Source organism: Streptomyces sp. NBC_00440 (genome assembly GCF_036014215.1).
Lineage (GTDB): Bacteria > Actinomycetota > Actinomycetes > Streptomycetales > Streptomycetaceae > Streptomyces.
Genome location: NZ_CP107921.1, coordinates 1,125,763 through 1,138,216 on the forward strand (window position 1 = coordinate 1,125,763; position 12,454 = coordinate 1,138,216).

Consider the following 12,454-nt stretch of genomic DNA (forward strand, 5'->3'; position numbering starts at 1 on the left):
GCTGTTCGAAAACCGCCGCATGGCGCGGAACGTTACCGTAACCCGGTCAGACAACCACTTCGACGCCCTCACCTGGAGCAACGCCTGACGCCCGTTCGGACTCCAGTGCATTCTGCAGGATGACAACGGCCGCCGCCTGGTCGATGACAGAACGACCCTTTCGGGACTTTACGCCTGAGGCCCGCAAACTCTGACTCGCTGTCACTGTGGTCATCCTCTCGTCGATCAATCGCACCGGAATGGGTGCGATACCACGAGCGAGTTCCTGGGCGAATCCGCGGACCTTGGCGGCCGCCGGGCCCTCTCCCCCATTCAGGGAACGGGGAAGGCCGACCACGACCTCAATCGGTTCGTACTCGGCGATCAATTGTTTCAACCGCCGGTGGGCGGCCGGGACATCACGTCCGGGCACGGTCTCCACCGGTGTGGCGAGGACCCCGTCGGGGTCGCACGAGGCGACCCCGATCCGGGCGTCCCCGACATCGATCGAAAGCCGGCGGCCCCGTCGCATCAGGCGGTCTCTCCGACCAGGCGCTCGACGGCGGCCACGGCGTCGCCGATGGCGTCCGGGTTCTGCCCGCCGCCCTGGGCGACGTCCGGCTTGCCGCCACCGCCGCCACCGAGGGTCTTGGCAGCCGTACGGACCAGCTCGCCGGCCTTGAGACCGCGACCCCTGGCGGCCTCATTGGTGGCGATGACCGTCAGCGGGCGGCCGTTGGCCGTGGTGAAGAGGGCCACCACGGCGGGGCGGTCGCCCTGGATACGGCCCCGTACGTCGAGAACGAGCCTGCGCAGGTCGTCGGCGCCCGTGCCGTCGGGGACCTGGCCGGTCACCACGGCGACACCACGCACGTCCTTGGCCCCGGCGGCGAGACCGGCGGCGGCCTGGAGGACCTTCTCCGCGCGGAACTTCTCGATCTCCTTCTCGGCGTCCTTGAGCTTCGAGAGCATCCCGGAGATCTTCTCGGGCAGCTCCTCGGAGCGGCCCTTGACCAGCTCCTGGAGCTGGGCGACCACCGTGTGCTCCCTGGCCAGGAAGTTGTACGCGTCGACGCCCACCAGAGCCTCGATCCGGCGCACACCGGAGCCGATCGAGGACTCGCCGAGCAGCTTCACCAGTCCGAGCTGGGCCGTGTTGCGGACATGCGTCCCGCCGCACAGCTCCTTGGAGAAGTCTCCGATGGTGACGACACGGACGCGCTCGCCGTACTTCTCGCCGAACTCGGCGATGGCGCCCTGCTTCTTGGCCTCGTCGATGGACATGACCTCGGCGTGGACGTCGAGTTCATGGGCGAGGACATCGTTGATCTTCTGCTCGACGTCGGTGAGGACCGTGCCGGGAACGGCGTTGGGCGAACCGAAGTCGAAGCGGAAGCGACCGGGCGAGTTCTCCGAGCCGGCCTGGGCGGCCGTCGGGCCGAGGGCGTCGCGCAGCGCCTGGTGGGTGAGGTGGGTGGCGCTGTGGGCGCGGGCGATGGCCCGGCGGCGGCGCTGGTCGATGGCGGCGTAGGCGGCGGCTCCCACCGTCACCTCGCCCACCTGGACCGAGCCCTTGTGCACGGAGACCCCGGGGACCGGCTGCTGGACGTCGCGGACCTCCACGACAGCGCCCGAGTCGAGCCTGATCCGGCCGGTGTCGGCGAGCTGGCCGCCGCCCTCGGCGTAGAACGGGGTCCGGTCCAGGACGATCTCGACCTCGTCGCCCTCGGTGGCGGCGGGCGACGGCACCCCGTCGACGAGCAGTCCGACGATGGTCGACTCGCCCTCGGTGGAGGTGTATCCGGTGAACTCGGTGGCGCCGGAGCTGTCGGCGACGGCGCGGTAGGCGGAGAGGTCGGCGTGGCCGGTCTTCTTCGACCTGGCGTCGGCCTTGGCCCGCTCGCGCTGCTCCTTCATCAGCCGCCGGAAGCCGTCCTCGTCCACCGAGACGCCCTGTTCGGCGGCCATCTCCAGGGTGAGGTCGATCGGGAAGCCCCAGGTGTCGTGGAGCAGGAACGCCTTGTCACCGGCGAGGATCCGGCCGCCGGCGGCCTTGGTCTCGCTGACGGCGGTGTCGAGGATGTTGGTGCCGGCCTTCAGCGTCTTGACGAAGGCGGCCTCCTCGGCGAGGGCGACGGTCTCGATGCGCTTGCGGTCGGTGATGAGCTCCGGGTACTGGTGGCCCATCGTGTTGATCACCACGTCGACCAGCTCGGCGACGACCGGCCCGGTGGCGCCCAGCAGCCGCATGTTGCGGATGGCCCGGCGCATGATGCGGCGCAGGACATAGCCGCGGCCCTCGTTGCCGGGGGTCACACCGTCGCCGATGAGCATCACGGACGTACGCATGTGGTCGGTGACGACCCGCAGCGAGACGTCCGAGCCCTCGGCCTGGCCGTACCTGACGCCGGTCAGCTCGGTGGCCTTGTCGATGACGACCTGTGAGGTGTCGATCTCGTACAGGTTCGGCACGTCCTGGAGGATCATCGCCAGGCGTTCGAGGCCCAGGCCGGTGTCGATGTTCCTGGACGGCAGGTCGCCGAGGATCGGGAAGTCCTCCTTCCCGTCTCCGGCGCCGCGCTCGTACTGCATGAAGACCAGGTTCCAGATCTCCACGTAGCGCTCGTCGTTGACGGCGGGGCCGCCCTCGACGCCGAACTCCGGGCCGCGGTCGTAGTTGATCTCGGAGCACGGTCCGCAGGGGCCGGGGACGCCCATGGACCAGAAGTTGTCCTTCTTGCCCAGCCGCTGGATGCGCTCGGCCGGTACGCCGATCTTCTCGCGCCAGATCTGCTCGGCCTCGTCGTCGTCCAGGTAGACGGTGATCCAGAGCCGCTCGGGCTCAAGACCGTAACCGCCGTCCGCCACGGAGCTGGTGAGCAGCTCCCAGGCGTACTGGATGGCGCCTTCCTTGAAGTAGTCGCCGAAGGAGAAGTTGCCGCACATCTGGAAGAACGTGCCGTGCCGGGTGGTCTTGCCGACCTCTTCGATGTCCGGTGTACGCACGCACTTCTGCACGCTGGTGGCGCGCGGGGCCGGCGGCTTGGCCTCGCCCAGGAAGTACGGCTTGAACGGGACCATGCCCGCGGGCACAAGGAGCAGAGTCGGGTCGTCCGCGATGAGCGACGCCGAAGGGACGACGGTGTGCCCGCGCTCCTCGAAGAAGCTCAGCCAGCGGCGGCGAATTTCAGCCGACTCCATCAGTGGTCCTCATTCCGGTTGTGCGAGTGCTTGGTGTATTCGATGGCGGCGAGACGTCGCCGCGCGGGAAGCTCGGCCGGTCCGGGCTGCGCGTCGATCCCGAGCGCCTCCCCCAGCTCCGCCTCGCGCTGGACCATTCCGGCCCGTACGTCGACGGCGAAGTCCTTCAGCCGGTGGCCCGCGTCGACGGCCTTGTTCGCCGCCTGCGCCGCGAGGCTCTCCGGGCTCAGCTGCTTGATCTTGCGGTTGACCTTGGTGGTGGCCCACACACCGGCTGCGGCGCCGGTGGCGAACCAGAACGTACGGCGGAACATTGCAGCGTCAGCCCTTCCGCTTCCTACGCCGTGGGGCCGGCACCGTGCGGCCGACGATCACCGGGCGGCGCGGGCTCTCGGGCTCCGCTTCGCCCTTGCGCCCGAGGGCCCGGCGGACGCCGTAGCCGAAGGCCGCGACCTTCACCAGCGGTCCGCCGAAGGTCGATGCGACGGTGGTGGAGAGCGCCGACGCGTTGGAGGTGACCTCCTGCACGTCGCTCGCGATGGCGTCGACCCGCTCCAGCTGGGTCTGCGCCGACCGGACGGCCGTGGAGGCGTCGGCGAGCAGGGGCACGGCCTGGTCGGTCACGTCCGCCACCAGCTTGGTGGTCGTCCTGAGCGTCTGGGCCAGCCTCACCAGCACCACGGCGAGGAAGGAGACCAGGATCGCCCAGAAGACGGCCACCAGGATGCCGGCCACCTCTCCACCGGACACGTTGCACCGCTCTCTGGTCGTCGGAAGTCACGTCGTTGGTCACATCGATTGCGGTTTCCGAGCCTATCGCGCCGGGACTCCGCCCCTGTACCGGATATCCGGTGTGCGCGCCGGGAGTCCGGCATCGGATTGTACGTAGTGCTCACCGCCGCGTACTCTCCGTGTTCTATGCGAAGTGACTCGACCGGCCATCGGACCGCCCCCGGCAGCCTTCCGGCAGAGCTCAGCCGGTTCGTGGGGCGCCGGAGCGAGGCCGCCGAGCTGGAGAGACTCATCGGCTCGTCCCGGCTGGTCACGGTGGTCGGAGTCGGTGGCGTGGGCAAGACACGGCTGGCGACGCAGGTGGCGGAGACACTGCAGGAACGGTTCTGCGACGGAGTGTGGCTGGCCGAACTGTCCGCCCTGCGCGACCCGGAGCTGGTCGAGCACACCCTCGTCGAGGCCCTGGGGCTGACCGACCACACGAGCAGGCCGCCGCGCGAGGTGCTGACCCGCCATCTCGCCGGGCGGGAGCTGCTGTTGGTGGTCGACGGCTTCGAGTTCCTGGTCGACGCGTGCGCCGGGCTGCTCCTCGCACTGCTGCGCAGCGCACCGGGACTGCGGGTGATCGCGGTCGGCAGGCGGCCCCTGGAGATCGAGGGTGAGTTGCCCCTCCCGCTGGGGCCGATGCGGGACCGGGACGCCGTGCGGCTCTTCACCGAACGCGTCTCGGCTGGCCGGCCCGGATTCCGGTTCGCCCGGAGCGACACCGCGCTGGTGGCGGAGGTGTGCCGGCGGCTGGACGGGATCCCGCTCGCGCTGGAACTGGCGGCGGGACGGATGCGGGCCCTCTCGGTCGAGCAGCTGCTGGCCAGGCTGGACGACCGGTTCCGGGTGCTGACCGGGGGCGGCAGGGGTGTGCTGCCGCGCCACCGGACGCTGCGCACGGCGATCGGCTGGAGCCATGAACTGTGCACCCCGGAACAGCGGTTGCTCTGGGCGCGGCTCTCCGTGTTCCCCGGGCAGTTCGACCTGGAGGCGGCCGAGTACATCTGCGCCGGCCCCGAACTCCCCTCCGACGGCGTCCTGGAGGTGCTGGACGAGCTGCTCGCACAGTCCGTGCTGGTACGGGAGGACACCCCGGCGGGCGTCCGCTACCGGATGCTCGACACCATCCGGGACTACGGGGCGCAGTGGCTCGCCGCGACCGGGGACACCGAGCAGCTCCGGCGGCGCCACCGCGACTGGTTCCTGGGGCTGGCCACCTGGTGCGAGCTCGACTGGTTCAGCCCACGGCAGACCGGGATCGCGGCCCGGGTGGACAGTGAACTGCCCAATCTGCGGGGCGCGCTGGAGTTCTCGCTGGAGCACTCCGGTGACGTTCATCTGGCGCAGTACCTGGCGGGGACGCTCTGGTTCTACTGGGCGGGCTGCGGACGGCTCGCCGAGGGCCGGCACTGGCTGGAGCATGTGCTGGAGGCGGAGAGCGGGCACGACGGCTCACGGCTCAAAGCCCTCTGGGTCCTGGGCTACGTGGCGGTGCTCCAGGGCGACGCGGTGGCCGCGGTGGCCGCCCTCCACGAGTGCCACGAGGCGGCACAGCACACCGGTGACGAGGTGGCGGCCGCGTACGCGCTGCACAGGACCGGCTGTCTGGCGCTGGTCACCGATGACATGCCGCGCGCGGAGGAACTGCTGCGCGAGGCGATCGGGCAGTACCGGGAGCTCGGTGAACTCAACAGCAACGTCCTGATGGGACAGGTCGAGCTGGCGATGGCGGTGTGCTTCCGCGGCCGGCTCGCCGAGGCGGTCGCCATCTGCCAGGACGTCGTGACGGTCTGCGAGGACCACGGCGAGCGCTGGGCGCGGGCCTACGCGCTGTATGTACTGGCTTTCGAGGCCTGGTCGGACGGCCGGGCGGCGCGCTCCCGCGAGCTGCTGTCCGAGTCCCTCGCGACCAGCCATGCCTTCCACGACCAGCTGGGCACGGTGCTCGCCCTGGAGCTGATGGCGCTGCTCGCCCTGGAGGGCGGCGAGGCCACGGAGGCCGCGCTGCTGCAGGGCGCGGCCGGGCGGCTCTGGTCGTCGGTGGGGCTGCCGCTCTTCGGCTCGGCGTACTACAACGCGCCGCATCAGCGGTGCGAGGAGGGGGCCCGCCGCAAGCTGGGTCCCGAGGTCTACGAGAGTTTCCTGTCGCGGGGTGCACAGCTGGGCCGGGACGCCGCGGTGGCGCGTGCGCTGCACGGCCCGGCAGCACGCGAAGACCCGCCGCCCCCGGCTCCGCGAGGAGCGAGGGGACGACGGGCCGAAGCGATGAAGCGCGAGGTACGTCCGGATCAGCGGGCGTAGTACTCGACGACCAGCTGCTCGTCGCAGATGACCGGGATTTCCTTGCGGTTCGGGTCGCGGTCCAGGCGGAAGGCCAGGGCCTTCAGGTTCACCTGGAGGTAGCGCGGGGTCTCGCCCTCGGTGTCGTAGCCACCCTCACGGGCAACCTGGAAGGGGACCTTCTCGCGGCTGCGCTCGCGGACCATCACGACGTCGTCGGGACGGACGCGGAACGACGGCTTGTCGACCTTGCCGCCGTTGACCTGGATGTGACCGTGGACGACCATCTGGCGGGCCTGGTAGATGGTCCGGGCGATGCCCGAACGCAGGACCAGGGCGTCGAGACGGCGCTCAAGCTCGACGACCAGCGCCTCGCCCGTCTTGCCTTCGGCCTTCTTGGCGCGGTCGTAGGCGCGGGCCATCTGGCGCTCGCTGATGTCGTACTGGGCGCGCAGACGCTGCTTCTCCAGCAGACGGACCTTGTAGTCCGAGTTCTGCTTGCGGCCACGGCCGTGCTCGCCCGGCGGGTACGGACGGGCCTCGAAGTACTTGACAGCCTTCGGCGTCAGCGCGATACCGAGCGCGCGTGACTTCTTGACCTTGGGACGCGACTGGTTAGGCACGTTCTCCAAACCTCCATGGTTGGGTTAGGTTAGGCTCACCTTACTCAAGGAGATCGTATGTCTCGTCCGGGGAACACCAGTCACATCACGGACAGCACAAAGAAGGCCGACGCTCTGGGCGTCGACGCGACGGAGGTCCGATCAGATCGTGGTCAGCCGCGTCCCAGCGGACTTGAATCCGCCCGGATGCCGTCAGCAGCCGAGCGCACACGAACTCTCGTACAGAGTACCTGCTCCGCGGTACTGCTGGTGACCGGGGTCGAAGCCGCCCTCAGCGACCAGCTGGTCCCGCTCACCCGCAGCACCGGACCCGACGGCGAGCTGTATCTGCTCTTCCCCGCCGCGTCCCCGGCCGTCCGGGCGGCGACCCACGCCCAGGACGACGAGCTGGCCGCGGTGCTGGAGATCACAGATGTCGCCCCGGTCTCCGTGCCCCACCGGATCCGCGGCCGGGCCCGGGTCTCCGGCTGGCTCACCTCCGTTCCCGGCATGGCGGCTCCGGGCCGCATGATGCTGCGGCTGGAGGTCGGAGAGGTGTACGTGGACGACCTCTGGGGGCACGGGAGTGCCGAGCCCGAGGAGTTCGCGGAGGCTGTCGCCGATCCCCTGGTCGGCCATGAGGCCGAACTGCTCCAGCATCTGCACTCCGCCCACGGCGACCAGGTGTCCGGGCTGTCCGGGCTGCTCGGCGACCGGGTGCCGGACGGGACCGCGGCGGTGCCGTTGGCGCTCGACCGGTTCGGGCTGCGGGTGCGGTTCACCGGCGCCCGGTGCTTCGACGCGCGCTTCGACTTCCCCGAGCCGGTGAGCGATGTGACCGGGCTGCAACGCGCCATGTACACGCTCTTCGACGCGGCGGCCGGGTGAGACCGGCGGGCCGTCACTGACGTCCGTCCGCGCCTTCGCCCGACAGCCGCTCCCGCACCTTCTCGACCACGTCCGCGTAGCGCGCCTCGGCGCCGTACCGGGTGGGCTCGTAGTAACGCTTGCCCCGCACGGAGTCCGGGGCGTACTGCTGGGCGGCGATGGCGCCCGGGACATCGTGCGGATAGACGTAGCCCTGGGCGTGGCCGAGCTTGGCCGCGCCCTTGTAGTGCCCGTCGCGCAGATGCGCCGGAACCGGCCCGACAAGACCCGCGCGCACATCGGCGCGCGCGGCGGAGATCGCTGTCGTCGCCGCGTTCGACTTGGGGGCCAGCGCCAGCGCGATCGTGGCGTGGCTGAGGGTGAGCGCGGCCTCGGGGAAGCCGATCAGCGCGACAGCCTGGGCGGCGGCGACCGCGGTCGGCAGCGCGGTGGGGTCGGCGAGTCCGATGTCCTCACTGGCCGAGATCATCAGCCGTCTGGCGATGAACCTCGGGTCCTCCCCCGCTTCGATCATGCGGGCCAGATAGTGCAGGGCGGCGTCCACGTCGGAGCCGCGGATCGACTTGATCAGGGCGCTCGCCACGTCGTAGTGCTGATCGCCGTCGCGGTCGTACGCCACCGCGGCGCGGTCGACCGTCTCCTCCAGCGTCCCGAGCGTGATCTCCGGCTCGGACTTGGCCATGGCCGCGCCGGCCGCCGCTTCGAGTGCGGTGAGGGCGCGGCGGGCGTCGCCGCCGGAGATCCGCAGCAGATGCGTCTCGGCCGCGGGCGCCAGCGTGACGGCGCCGCCGAGCCCGCGCTCCTCGGTGAGTGCCCGGTGCAGCAGCGACCGCAGGTCGTCGTCGGTGAGCGATTCGAGCGTGAGCAGCAGGGACCTGGAGAGCAGCGGCGAGATGATCGAGAAGTACGGGTTCTCGGTGGTCGCGGCGACCAGCGTGACCCAGCGGTTCTCCACCGCGGGGAGCAGTGAGTCCTGCTGGGCCTTGCTGAAGCGGTGGATCTCGTCGAGGAAGAGGACGGTCTCCTTGCCGTATCCCCCCGAGGCCCTGCGCGCGCCGTCGATGACGGCGCGGACTTCCTTGACGCCCGCCGTGATGGCGGAGAGCTCCACGAAACGTTTCCGGGTGGCCTGGCTCACGACGTAGGCGAGGGTCGTCTTGCCGATGCCCGGCGGCCCCCAGAGCAGCACGGACGAGGGCCCGGCAGGTCCGCCGCCGGACTCGCCGACGAGCCGTCGCAGCGGTGAGCCCTGCTTCAGGAGATGCTGCTGGCCCACCACTTCGTCCAGGGTGCGCGGGCGCATCCGTACAGCCAGGGGGCTGCTGGACGGGTCCTTCTCCTGGCGCTCTTCGGCCGCGGCGGTGAACAGATCGGGTTCCACGTGCAAAACCCTATGTCACGCCACTGACAACGGTCCCGGGCCGCTGTCGCCGCCCGGGACCGGCCCGTCCGGGGCCGGAGTACGAGAGGTCAGTGCGCCCCGGTCCAGAAGTCCCACCAGCGGGTGAGGATCAGCATGCCGATGATCCCGATGTGCACGACGGGCAGCACCCAGGTGAACTCGCCGAAGAAGCTCCGCAGCCAGCCCGGGGCGGCCAGCAGGCCGTGCCGGATGTTGTGCGAGGTGACATACCAGAAGAGGGTGATCGTGCCCACCCAGGCCAGGCAGCACCAGAGGCAGAGCGAGTTGATGTTGTACAGGGACTGGTACTGGAGCCAGGTGACGAAGCCGACGCCGAAGAGGCAGCCCGCGTTGAACGTCAGCCAGTACCAGCGGCTGTAGCGCCCGCCCGCGATCAGGCTCATGCCGACGCCGATCACGACGGCGTAGGTGGCGAGGCCCAGCATCGGATTGGGGAAGCCGAAGACCGAGGCCTGCGCGCTCTTCATCACGTTCCCGCAGGACACCACCGGGTTGAGGCTGCAGCCGGGGGTGAAGTTCGGGTTCTTCAGGAGCTTGAACTCGTCGAGGGTGATGACCCACGCCGCGAGTAGCCCGGCGGCTCCGGTGATCACCAGAAGCCAGCCGAAGGCACGGCTCGCGCCGGTCTTCCCGTCCTGCTGCGCGGACACGTCGTCAACCACTGTCGTCGTCATCATGCCGATCCATCGCTCCTGTGGCCTGTGGGCAGGCTCATTGTGCCGCACCGCGCGGGGTTCGCACTGTTCGATGGAGATAAGGAGGTACGGACCCCTGCGCCGGGCGGCCCGCCCGCCGGAAGGCCTTCCGGCCGTGTGGCGTGCACGGCCGGCGGACGCGGGCGACGCCCCGGATCCAGTGGCGCCGTCCTGGCCGACCCTCTGCGACCTGGGCATTCGATCCGGGGAAGGCGTCCGGGGACGCGGGTGCCGGAGGACCGTCAGGGGCCGGTGCGACCGGGAAACGGCAGGCTCTCGCTCCGGGGACGCGAGCCGGAGCCGTCCGGCGTGCGGCCTGACCGGGCGCCGTGAACCGTACCCGGCGATCATGTGTCGCAATTGCCCGGCGGAGCGAACCGGCACGCGCCGGGTTGACGCCACCGTCCCTCTTGTCCCGAATGGGCAGGATTTTCCATTGCGGTCCTGCGCCTGCGGCCCGGGCGGAGAGTCTCCGCCCGGGCCGCAGGGTGTGTGTGCCGGGTTCAGCAGTGGTGCCGGTCTCAGCCGAGCCGCTTGCGGACCTCTCCGACGAGGGCGTCGAGCGGCACCGCGCTCTGCTCGCCGGACTCCATGTCCTTGAGCTGGACGACGCCCTCGGCGAGATCCCGCTCACCCGCGACCACGGTGAAGCGGGCCCCGCTGCGGTTGGCGCTCTTCATCGCGCCCTTGAGGCCGCGCCCGCCGAACGCGAAGTCGGTGGCGACGCCCGCCCTGCGCAGCTCGGTGACCGCCCCGAAGAGCACCCGCCGGGCCTCCTCGCCGAGCGGCACGGCGAACACGCTTGTCGTGGCGGGCAGTTCGAGCTCGACGCCCTCCGCCTCCAGCGCCAGCACGGTGCGGTCCACGCCGAGCGCCCAGCCCACCGACGGCAGCGCGGGGCCGCCGATCATCTCGGAGAGCCCGTCGTAGCGGCCGCCGCCGCCCACCGCGGACTGCGAGCCGAGTCCGTCGTGGACGAACTCGAAGGTGGTGCGGGTGTAGTAGTCGAGGCCGCGGACCAGCTTCACGTCGTCCTCGTACGCGACGCCCGCGGCGGTCAGCAGGGCGCGGACCTCCTCGTGGTACGCCTTGCACGCCTCGCACAGGTAGTCCCGCAGCATCGGCGCGCCGGCCAGCTGCTTCTGTACGTCGGCCCGCTTGTCGTCGAGCACGCGCAGCGGGTTGATCTCGGCCCGCCGCCGGGTGTCCTCGTCCAGGTCGAGACCGCGCAGGAAGCCCTGGAGCGCGTCGCGGTAGAGCGGACGGCACTCGCGGTCCCCGAGCGAGTTGAGCAGGATGCGGAACTGCCGCAGGCCGAGCGAACGGTAGGCCTGGTCGGCGAGGATGATCATCTCGGCGTCGAGCGCGGGATCCTCGGTGCCGATCGCCTCGGCGCCCACCTGCGAGAAGTGGCGGTAGCGCCCCTTCTGCGGGCGCTCGTAGCGGTAGTACGAGCCGGAGTACCAGAGCTTGACCGGCAGATTCCCGGCCTTGTGGAGGTTGGCCTCCAGCGCGGCGCGCAGTACGGAAGCGGTGCCCTCGGGGCGCAGCGCGAGCCGGTCACCGCCGCGCGTCTCGAAGACGTACATCTCCTTGGAGACGATGTCGGTCGATTCGCCCACCCCGCGCGAGAAGAGCTCGACGTTCTCGAAGCCGGGCGTCTCGATGTACTCGTAGCCGGAGTTCCGCAGCGGGGCCGCGAGCGCCTCGCGTACCGCGAGGAACTTCGCGGACGAGGGCGGCAGCAGGTCGTACGTGCCCTTGGGGGCCTGGAAAGTACTCACGGAAAAGTCGTCACATTCCTCGTCGGGGAGCGGCCAGGCCCCGCAGATACGGGTTGGTGGCGCGCTCGCGGCCGATGGTCGTCTGCTCGTTGTGACCGGGCAGCACCACGGTCGAGTCGTCGAGCGGCAGGCACACACGGGCCAGCGACTCAAGGATCTCGGCGTGGTCGCCACCGGGCATGTCGGTGCGGCCGATGGAGCCGGCGAAGAGCAGGTCGCCCGAGAAGAGAATCTGCGGAATGTCCGCAGCCTCGGGCATCCTGAACGTCACCGACCCCTTGGTATGGCCGGGCGCATGCGAGACGGCGAACTCCAGGCCGGCGAGGGTCAGCTCGCTCCCGTCGGCCAGTTCCTTGACGTCGTCCGGTTCACCGACGGTCAGTTCGCCCATCAGCGGCATCCCGATGGAACGGCCGATGCCCTTCTCCGGGTCGCTCATCATGAAGCGGTCGGCGGGGTGGATCCACGCCGGGACGTCATGCGCTCCGCACACCGGGACGACCGATGCCACATGGTCGATGTGGCCATGGGTGAGAACGACCGCCACTGGCTTGAGCCGATGCTTCCTGAGCGCGTCCTCGACTCCCTGGGCCGCCTGGTGGCCCGGGTCGATGATCACGCACTCCTCACCTGCGGCGGGGGCGACCAGATAGCAGTTGGTCCCCCAGGCCCCGGCGGGGAACCCGGCAATGAGCACGATCGTCCTTAAATGTCGGTCCAGCGGGAGAATGCAGCAGATGAGAGCCTACCGGCGCCGCTCATCGCACAGCGAACCCATATACGGTACGGCCTAGCCCGGACAGGTATACGACACGCGCGAATCAC

At 70.2% G+C, this 12,454-nt stretch carries 11 protein-coding genes; 2 read left to right on the forward strand and 9 right to left on the reverse strand.

What is annotated here, in order from left to right; all coding sequences use genetic code 11:
- Positions 1-46 precede the first annotated feature (46 nt).
- Genes ruvX through OHB13_RS05025 form a run of 4 tightly spaced genes read right to left on the reverse strand, consistent with a single transcriptional unit; the run spans position 47 to position 3,930 of the window.
- Positions 47-511 (reverse strand): Holliday junction resolvase RuvX, encoded by a 465-nt coding sequence (gene ruvX, locus OHB13_RS05010; RefSeq protein WP_266858941.1) that lies wholly within the window; start codon positions 509-511, stop codon positions 47-49.
- Positions 511-3,180: an alanine--tRNA ligase gene (gene alaS / locus OHB13_RS05015; protein WP_328375923.1), complete on the reverse strand. Its 2,670-nt coding sequence runs from the start codon at positions 3,178-3,180 to the stop codon at positions 511-513. Before alaS ends, ruvX begins: the two co-directional genes overlap by 1 nt.
- On the reverse strand, positions 3,180-3,494 hold the full coding sequence (locus OHB13_RS05020) for a DUF6167 family protein (protein ID WP_266858937.1): 315 nt from the start codon (positions 3,492-3,494) through the stop codon (positions 3,180-3,182). The genes alaS and OHB13_RS05020 overlap by 1 nt, the downstream gene beginning before the upstream one ends.
- A 7-nt stretch (positions 3,495-3,501) precedes the next feature.
- Entirely contained in the window at positions 3,502-3,930 is a 429-nt protein-coding gene (locus tag OHB13_RS05025) for a DUF948 domain-containing protein (RefSeq protein ID WP_266858936.1), read from the reverse strand.
- A gap of 168 nt (positions 3,931-4,098) precedes the next feature.
- Between OHB13_RS05025 and OHB13_RS05030 the strand changes: the two genes are divergently transcribed.
- A complete protein-coding gene (locus tag OHB13_RS05030) occupies positions 4,099-6,258 on the forward strand; it encodes an ATP-binding protein (protein ID WP_328375924.1) in 2,160 nt (719 codons plus the stop codon).
- Here the strand turns inward: OHB13_RS05030 and rpsD are convergent.
- Positions 6,246-6,860 carry a 30S ribosomal protein S4 gene (rpsD, locus tag OHB13_RS05035; protein ID WP_164265384.1) on the reverse strand — a complete coding sequence of 205 codons (615 nt, stop codon included), beginning with the start codon at positions 6,858-6,860 and terminating at the stop codon, positions 6,246-6,248. The two genes, OHB13_RS05030 and rpsD, sit on opposite strands and share 13 nt — an antisense overlap.
- Before the next feature lie 186 nt (positions 6,861-7,046).
- Here rpsD and OHB13_RS05040 point away from each other — a divergent pair, with 186 nt between their 5' ends.
- A complete protein-coding gene (locus OHB13_RS05040) occupies positions 7,047-7,727 on the forward strand; it encodes a DUF2470 domain-containing protein (protein ID WP_328375925.1) in 681 nt (226 codons plus the stop codon).
- 13 nt (positions 7,728-7,740) lie between these two features.
- On the opposite strand, the gene OHB13_RS05045 is transcribed toward OHB13_RS05040, so the two are convergent.
- The 4 genes from OHB13_RS05045 to OHB13_RS05060 all read right to left on the reverse strand — a co-directional run bounded on the left by OHB13_RS05045 (position 7,741) and on the right by OHB13_RS05060 (position 12,326).
- A complete protein-coding gene (locus OHB13_RS05045) occupies positions 7,741-9,108 on the reverse strand; it encodes a replication-associated recombination protein A (protein ID WP_266858934.1) in 1,368 nt (455 codons plus the stop codon).
- A gap of 89 nt (positions 9,109-9,197) precedes the next feature.
- The gene (locus tag OHB13_RS05050) at positions 9,198-9,824 is read right to left on the reverse strand and encodes a vitamin K epoxide reductase family protein (protein ID WP_266861227.1); all 627 of its coding nucleotides are present in this window, start codon (positions 9,822-9,824) and stop codon (positions 9,198-9,200) included.
- A gap of 542 nt (positions 9,825-10,366) precedes the next feature.
- A complete protein-coding gene (hisS, locus tag OHB13_RS05055; RefSeq protein ID WP_266858933.1) occupies positions 10,367-11,629 on the reverse strand; it encodes a histidine--tRNA ligase in 1,263 nt (420 codons plus the stop codon).
- Between the two features lie 10 nt (positions 11,630-11,639).
- Positions 11,640-12,326, reverse strand: coding sequence for an MBL fold metallo-hydrolase (locus OHB13_RS05060; RefSeq protein WP_266858932.1), 687 nt, complete (start codon positions 12,324-12,326; stop codon positions 11,640-11,642).
- Positions 12,327-12,454 lie beyond the last annotated feature (128 nt).

Coding starts and splice junctions, on each gene's coding strand:
- OHB13_RS05040 (WP_328375925.1), top strand. CDS start 7,047: ATGCCGTCAGCAGCCGAGCGCACACGAACTCTCGTACAGAGTACCTGC.
- OHB13_RS05050 (WP_266861227.1), bottom strand. CDS start 9,824: ATGACGACGACAGTGGTTGACGACGTGTCCGCGCAGCAGGACGGGAAG.
- ruvX (WP_266858941.1), bottom strand. CDS start 511: ATGCGACGGGGCCGCCGGCTTTCGATCGATGTCGGGGACGCCCGGATC.
- alaS (WP_328375923.1), bottom strand. CDS start 3,180: ATGGAGTCGGCTGAAATTCGCCGCCGCTGGCTGAGCTTCTTCGAGGAG.
- OHB13_RS05020 (WP_266858937.1), bottom strand. CDS start 3,494: ATGTTCCGCCGTACGTTCTGGTTCGCCACCGGCGCCGCAGCCGGTGTG.
- OHB13_RS05030 (WP_328375924.1), top strand. CDS start 4,099: ATGCGAAGTGACTCGACCGGCCATCGGACCGCCCCCGGCAGCCTTCCG.